Raw genomic sequence first — 6,088 nt, forward strand, 5'->3', positions numbered from 1 at the left:
TATGGGAGGCGATGAGATGGTCGAAGTCGCCGTCCTTGGCTCCAAGGATGAGCGCTTCTATCTCGGGGCGGGTGTAGATGAGGGCCGGGCCCTCGGGATGGCGGGAGTTGCGCATCGCCACCTGCCCGTCGGGCAGTTCGGCGATTTCCACACAGTTCCCCTGGGAGTTGCTTCGCCGGGACTTCAGCCATCGTGCTCCGAGGAGCTCGGCGGCCGGCATCCCGTTGTCGTAATCGGTCTGGAGCATCATGTCTCTCTGAGAAGATCACCGAGAAGCTCGACGGTGCGCTCCGGGGTCGCACTGTCGACACACAGGCGTTCCATCGCCTGCAGGTAGGTGTCGACGTCGTCGCGCTTGTCCAGGTACATCGCGCCGGTGAGGTTCTCGACGTAAACCACGTCCGGCAGATCCTGCTCGGGAAAGCGCAGGATCGTGAAGGCGCCCCCCTCGGCCGCGTGGCCTCCGAACCTGAACGGCATGATCTGGATGGTGACGTTGGGCAGCTTCGACATCTCGATGAGGTGCTCGAACTGGCCCCGCATCACCTCAGGCCCGCCGATGGGACGCCGCAGCGCCCCCTCGTCCACCACGGCCCACAGGCGCGGGGCTTCCGCGCCCGTGAGGCGTTCCTGACGCTGCAGGCGCAGCTCCACGCGCTGGTCGATCTCGTGTTCGGCGGCCCCGGCGTTGCCCAGGCGAATCACCGCGCGCGCATACCCCTCCGACTGCAGCAGTCCCGGGACGAACTGCAGTTCATATGTGCGGATCAACGCCGCCGACTCCTCCAGGCCCACATAGGTCTGGAACCAGCCGGGCAACACGTCGTTGTACCGGTGCCACCAACCGGGGGTGTTGGCCTCCCGCGCAAGCTGTAGCAGCGCCTCGCGTTCCGTCTTGTCGCCGACGCCGTACAACGTGAGCAGGTCGTCCACGTCTCGTTCTTTGAAGCTGACCCTGCCGAGCTCAAGACGGCTGATCTTCGACTCCGACGCGCGGATGACGTAGCCGGCGTCCTGACGGGTCACGCCCTTCTGCTCGCGCAGACGGCGAAGCTGTGACCCGAGCAGGATCCGACGAACCGTCGACCCGCTTCCCGGCGTCTCTGGAGTCACGCCCAACCTCCCGGCTATTCGGCGGACAGCGAACCTAGTGTGCCACTGGCCTCAGCGTCCCGCGGTTACCTCCGATCTCCCGCATGCGATCCGCGTCGCCCCACACCCTCGCGATGCGGATGCACGTGCATTGGGCCTTGCATTCGCACGCTACGATGCGCAGGATAACGCACGAGACTTCCGAGCCACGGCTGCACAACGAGATCACTCTGCGGGGTCCGGTGGAATGACGTCACGCCACGCGCACGACGACACGCGGTGGGAGCTCGGCCCTCTCGCGGGGCCGGACGACCCACGGGCCCAGGCTGGGCGCTCGACGCCCGTCCCGGAGGCGTTCGACCTGCCTCCGCGCCTGGACAAGGCCGTCACGGCGCTGACGGAACTGCGGGGGTCCACGGTCTCGTTCACCGTCGAGCCCGATCCGGAATCGGTCACCGAGGCCCGGCACTTCGCGATCTCCAGGCTGGCCGAGTGGAGCATGGCCGAGCTCGCCGACGACGTCGGCCTCGTCGTCTCCGAGCTCGTCACGAACGCGCTGCGGCACAGCGGGAAGACGGCCGGCGGGCGGCCGGGCCACGACGTGCACCGCGAGGGCGTGTACGGCGACCCGGCCGACCCGCTCGGCTCCGCGCCGTCGGCCATCCGGCTGCGCCTCGGGCACGAGGGGCCGTGGCTGCTCTGCGGGATCCTGGACGCGAGCCGGACGGCGCCCCGCCGCAAGGAACCCGACTACATCGCCGAGACCGGCCGCGGCCTGCACCTCGTCGAGTCGTTCAGCGTCCGGTGGGGGTGGCGCGCCCTCGCGCGCGGCAAGGTCGTCTGGGCCCTGTTCCGGACCCCTTGAGCGACGCGTCCGAAACAACGGGCGTAACAGCGCGCGACCGGGGTAACAATTGAATTCCCCCGACGAGGCCCTAGAACTCCTCCAGGGTTGGACGAGGCGAGGGGCAGAGAGGAGCACCGGTGGACTTCGCCGTCGAGCATCGCGTCGAGAAGGGCCTCACGGTCGTCAAGATCAGCGGTGAGATCGACGTCTTCACCAGCCCCCGCCTGCGCGAGGCCCTGCTAGAGATCATCGACAACGGCGGCACGCACCTGGTCATCGACCTCGGCGAGGTGACGTTCCTCGACTCCACGGGCCTCGGCGTCCTGGTCGGGATCTACCACCGGCTGCGGGCGCGGGACGGCTCGATGTCGTTCATGGGCGTCAACGACAGGGTGCGGCGGGTGTTCCACGTCACCCAGCTCACCAAGATCTTCGTCCTGCACCGGTCGCTGGAGGACGCGATCGCGGCCCACGAGTCCGCGGCGCCCTGAGCCCCGGCGCTCCCCGATCCCCCGCCTCCCGCCCCGCGCCTTCCGCCCTGCTCCGCCCGCACTCGCGCCTTTTCCGCGGCGCGGGTTATCCACAGTTTCCGTCGGCGCTCCCCGCGCCTGGCGCACCCGGTACGGTGAGACCGAGATCAAGCCCGCCGCCTGGGACGCCTCCCGACGCGCGCGGTGCTGGCCGGCCCATCGAACGGACGGGAGCGCTCCGTGGCAGAACAGCCGCTGCATGAGCACACGCTCGGCAATGGCCTGCGCGTGGTGGTCTGCGAAGACCACGTCGTACCACTGGCCGCCGTGAACATCTGGTACGGCGTGGGCTCGCGGCACGAGCGGGCCGGCCGCACCGGCCTCGCGCACCTCTTCGAGCACCTGATGTTCCAGGGCTCGGCGAACGTCGCCGAGGGCGAGCACGCCGCCCTGCTGGAGAGCGCCGGCGCCGCGTTCAACGCCAGCACGTCCTTCGAGCGCACGAACTACTACGAGACGGTGCCGGTCAGCCACCTGGAGCTCGCGCTCTGGCTGGAGGCCGACCGCATGGGCACGCTCCCCGCGGCGCTGACCCAGGCCAACCTCGACAACCAGCGCGACGTGGTGAAGAACGAGCGGCGCCAGCGCTACGACAACCAGCCCTACGGCACGGCCTTCGAGCGCCTGTGCGCGCTGACGTTCCCGGAGGGGCACCCCTACGCGCACACCCCGATCGGCTCCATGGAAGACCTGGACGCCACCACCCTCGACGACTGCACCGACTTCTTCGCCACCTGGTACGCGCCGGGCAACGCCGTCCTGTCCGTCGTGGGCGACGTCGACCCGGAGAAGACCCTGGAGGCGGTCGAGCGCTACTTCGGCGGCCTGCCGGCCGGCCCGGAGCAGCCCGCCGCGCGCCCCGGCGCGCTCGGGCCGCTGAGCGGCGTCCGCGGCGAGACCCTCGACGAGGAGGTCCCCTCCCCCGCCTACTTCGCGATGTTCGCGCTCCCCACCGACGGCGGCGACGACATCGAGGCCGCCGAGCTCGCGGTCGAGATCCTCGGCGGCGGCTCCGGCTCCCGCCTCTACGACCGGATGGTGCGGCGCGACCAGATCGCCACCGAGGTGTGGGCCGGGGTCACGCGGCTCGCGTCCGGCCCCTCCCTGGCGATCGTGGACGCCGTCGGTCCGGAGCCCGAGAAGATCGCGGCCGTGCTGGACGAGGAGCTCGAACGGTTCGCCGCGCACGGCCCGGACGCCGACGAGACCGCCCGCGCCACCGCCCAGGCCGAGCGCGGCTTCCTGGAGCAGACCGAGACGGTGACGGGCCTGGCGAACGCGCTGTCGCAGAACGCGACGCAGTTCGGCGACCCGGCCCGGGTCTTCACCGCCCCCGGCCGCGCCGCCGCGGTCACCGGGGACGCGATCAAGGAGATGGCGGGCCGCTGGCTGGCCCCGGGCGCCCGCACCGCCCTGACCTACGGAGGCACCTCGTGAGCAGCGGCCTTGCACTGCAGCCCCGTCCCGTCCCCGGGCCCGTCCCGGCCTGGGCGTTCCCGGCCGGCACCGCGGGCCGCGTCCCGGCCGGCCCCGCGACGCTGCGCTGCGACCTGCCCGGCCGCCGGCTCGCCGCCGTCCGCCTCGTCCTGCACGCGGGGGCGGGCCGCGAGCCGTCCGGTCTCGACGGCGTAGCGACGCTTGCCTCCCGCGCCCTGCTGGAGGGCACCGAGCCCGGCGGCGGCACCGCGCTGACCGCCGCGTTCGAGCGGCTCGGCGCCAGCCTCTACGCGCACGCCGACCTGACCGCCCTGCGCATCGCGCTGGACGTCCCGACCACGCGGCTCGGCGCCGCCCTGGAGCTGTTCTCCTCGGTGGTGCGCCGCCCGGCCCTCGACGACGCCGACGTGCGGCGCCTCGTCCGCGAGCGCCTGGAGGAGATCGCGCAGGAGGACGCCGACCCCGGCACGCGCGCCATGCGCGAGCTGCGCGCCGTCCTCTTCCCGGAGCAGGCCCGCGCCTCCCGCCCGACCGGCGGCACCCCCGAGTCGGTCGGCGCGCTGCAGGGCTCGCACGTCCGCGACTTCTACGGCTCGGTGGTCCCCGCCGAGGCGACCGCCGTGGTCGCGGGCGACCTCGCCGGGACCGACGCCGACAGCGCCCTCACCGCCGCCCTGGAGGGCTGGGCGGGCTCCGCCGCGCCGCTCCCGACCGCCGACCGGGTCATGCCCGAGTCCGCCGCCCGCATCGTCGTGGTCGACCGCCCCGGCTCCGTGCAGACCTACCTCAGCTTCGGCCACGGCGTCCCCGACCGCTCCCACCACGACTGGCCGTCCCTGATGGTCGCGTCGCACGTCCTGGGCGGCGGGCTCACGTCCCGCCTCAACGCCGTCCTGCGCGAGGAGAAGGGCTACACCTACGGCATGCGCGCGGGCCTGCTCCGCATGCGGCACTGCGGGCTGTTCATCGCCCAGGGCGCCGTCCACACCGAGGTCACCGCCGACGCGGTCGCCGACGCCCTCACCGAACTGCGCGGCATCGTGTCCCGCGGCATCGACGCCGAGGAGCACGGCTCGTCCGTCCGCGCCCTGGCCGACCGCGCCCCCGCCGAGTACGAGACGGCCCGCGCCGTGGCCGCCGAGCTGGCCGACGTGTCCGCCAACGGCCTGGGCGCCGACTACCCGAGCGCCTACCTGGCCGCGGTCCGCGCCTCCACCCCCGACGGCGTGGCCCGCGCCTACCGCAAGCACATCGACCCCGAAGCCCTCACCGTCATCGCCGTAGGCGACGCCGCCCAGATCCGCGAGCCCCTCGAAAAGCTCGGCTACGCTCCCGTGACCGTCACCACGAAGGAGACCTGACCACCGCAGGCGCGCCGGCCGCGGAGTGACCACGCGTCCCCGGAACCAATCCCGCCCGCCGCCACCACGACGGACCTCCAGTGGAGCGCGGCGGGCGCGGCATGACCCACACGTTCCCAAGGCCCGCCCCGACACCACTACAGGGGAGAAGTGGGCCGCCGGCCGAGCGGAGTGAGCCGGGGCTTTGGAACGCGGCCTAGCCCTCCAGGTGCCGCCGCCCGGCGGCCGAGGAGAGGCCACCGATGACGGCGAAGCCGGCGAGGGCCGCGGCGAACAGAGTGGCTCCGGTGGCCAGACCGACGGTGTCGCTGAGGTACCCCGCGGTGACCGGGAGGATCCCGGCGGGGACATAGCCGCCGATGGTGAACGCGGCGTTGGCCTCGGCGAGGCGGTGCGGCGGGACGGCGCTGCTGAGCAGGGACAGGCCGCCGAGCTGCCCCATTCCCTGGCCGGCGCCGGCCAGGACGGCCGACGCGACGAGCGCCGCCGCCGACGCGCCGTTCACAGCGGTCACCAGCGCGGCCATCGAGGCGGTCGTGGCGGCCGCGCCCGCGAGGAGCATGGTGCGCCGGGGCAGCCGCTGGACGGCGAACTGCACGCCGGTCGCCGCGGCGAACATCACGAACGCCGTGCCTCCGGCGACGATCCGGTTGCCGGTGCCCAGCAGGCCGGACAGCAGCGACGGCCCGAGCGACAGCACGAACGACGTCGCGGTGATGCCGGGCGCGAACACCGCGATCCCCAGGGCGAGCCGCATCGCGCTCTCGCGCGGCACACCGGGCACCCGGATCCACGACCTCGTCGCAGGAACGGAGGGACGC

The 6,088-nt window shown here is 72.7% G+C and carries 6 protein-coding genes and 1 pseudogene; 4 read left to right on the forward strand and 3 right to left on the reverse strand.

The window, feature by feature from the left end:
* Nucleotides 1–247 (reverse strand): DUF397 domain-containing protein (locus tag AB0K37_RS39640; RefSeq protein ID WP_363990681.1); only part of this gene is annotated, 247 nt, incomplete at its 3' end.
* On the reverse strand, nt 247–1,113 hold the full coding sequence (locus tag AB0K37_RS39645) for a helix-turn-helix transcriptional regulator (RefSeq protein ID WP_179844140.1): 867 nt from the start codon (nt 1,111–1,113) through the stop codon (nt 247–249). The genes AB0K37_RS39645 and AB0K37_RS39640, both read right to left, overlap by 1 nt.
* A 226-nt stretch (nt 1,114–1,339) precedes the next feature.
* On the opposite strand from AB0K37_RS39645, the gene AB0K37_RS39650 reads away from it, so the two are divergent.
* The 4 genes from AB0K37_RS39650 to AB0K37_RS39665 all read left to right on the forward strand — a co-directional run bounded on the left by AB0K37_RS39650 (nt 1,340) and on the right by AB0K37_RS39665 (nt 5,267).
* Nucleotides 1,340–1,957, forward strand: coding sequence for an ATP-binding protein (locus tag AB0K37_RS39650; RefSeq protein WP_363990684.1), 618 nt, complete (start codon nt 1,340–1,342; stop codon nt 1,955–1,957).
* A 119-nt stretch (nt 1,958–2,076) separates the two neighbouring features.
* Nucleotides 2,077–2,430, forward strand: coding sequence for an STAS domain-containing protein (locus AB0K37_RS39655; protein ID WP_363990686.1), 354 nt, complete (start codon nt 2,077–2,079; stop codon nt 2,428–2,430).
* A 219-nt stretch (nt 2,431–2,649) separates the two neighbouring features.
* Nucleotides 2,650–3,906: a pitrilysin family protein gene (locus AB0K37_RS39660; RefSeq protein WP_363990688.1), complete on the forward strand. Its 1,257-nt coding sequence runs from the start codon at nt 2,650–2,652 to the stop codon at nt 3,904–3,906.
* On the forward strand, nt 3,903–5,267 hold the full coding sequence (locus tag AB0K37_RS39665) for a pitrilysin family protein (protein WP_363990690.1): 1,365 nt from the start codon (nt 3,903–3,905) through the stop codon (nt 5,265–5,267). The genes AB0K37_RS39660 and AB0K37_RS39665 overlap by 4 nt, the downstream gene beginning before the upstream one ends.
* 196 nt (nt 5,268–5,463) lie before the next feature.
* On the opposite strand, the pseudogene AB0K37_RS39670 reads toward AB0K37_RS39665, so the two are convergent.
* Nucleotides 5,464–6,088: pseudogene (locus AB0K37_RS39670) on the reverse strand (MFS transporter); the annotation flags it as partial.

It is taken from the genome of Actinomadura sp. NPDC049753 (assembly GCF_040674655.1).
Lineage (GTDB): Bacteria > Actinomycetota > Actinomycetes > Streptosporangiales > Streptosporangiaceae > Spirillospora > Spirillospora verrucosospora.

Coding starts and splice junctions, on each gene's coding strand:
- AB0K37_RS39650 (WP_363990684.1), top strand. CDS start 1,340: ATGACGTCACGCCACGCGCACGACGACACGCGGTGGGAGCTCGGCCCT.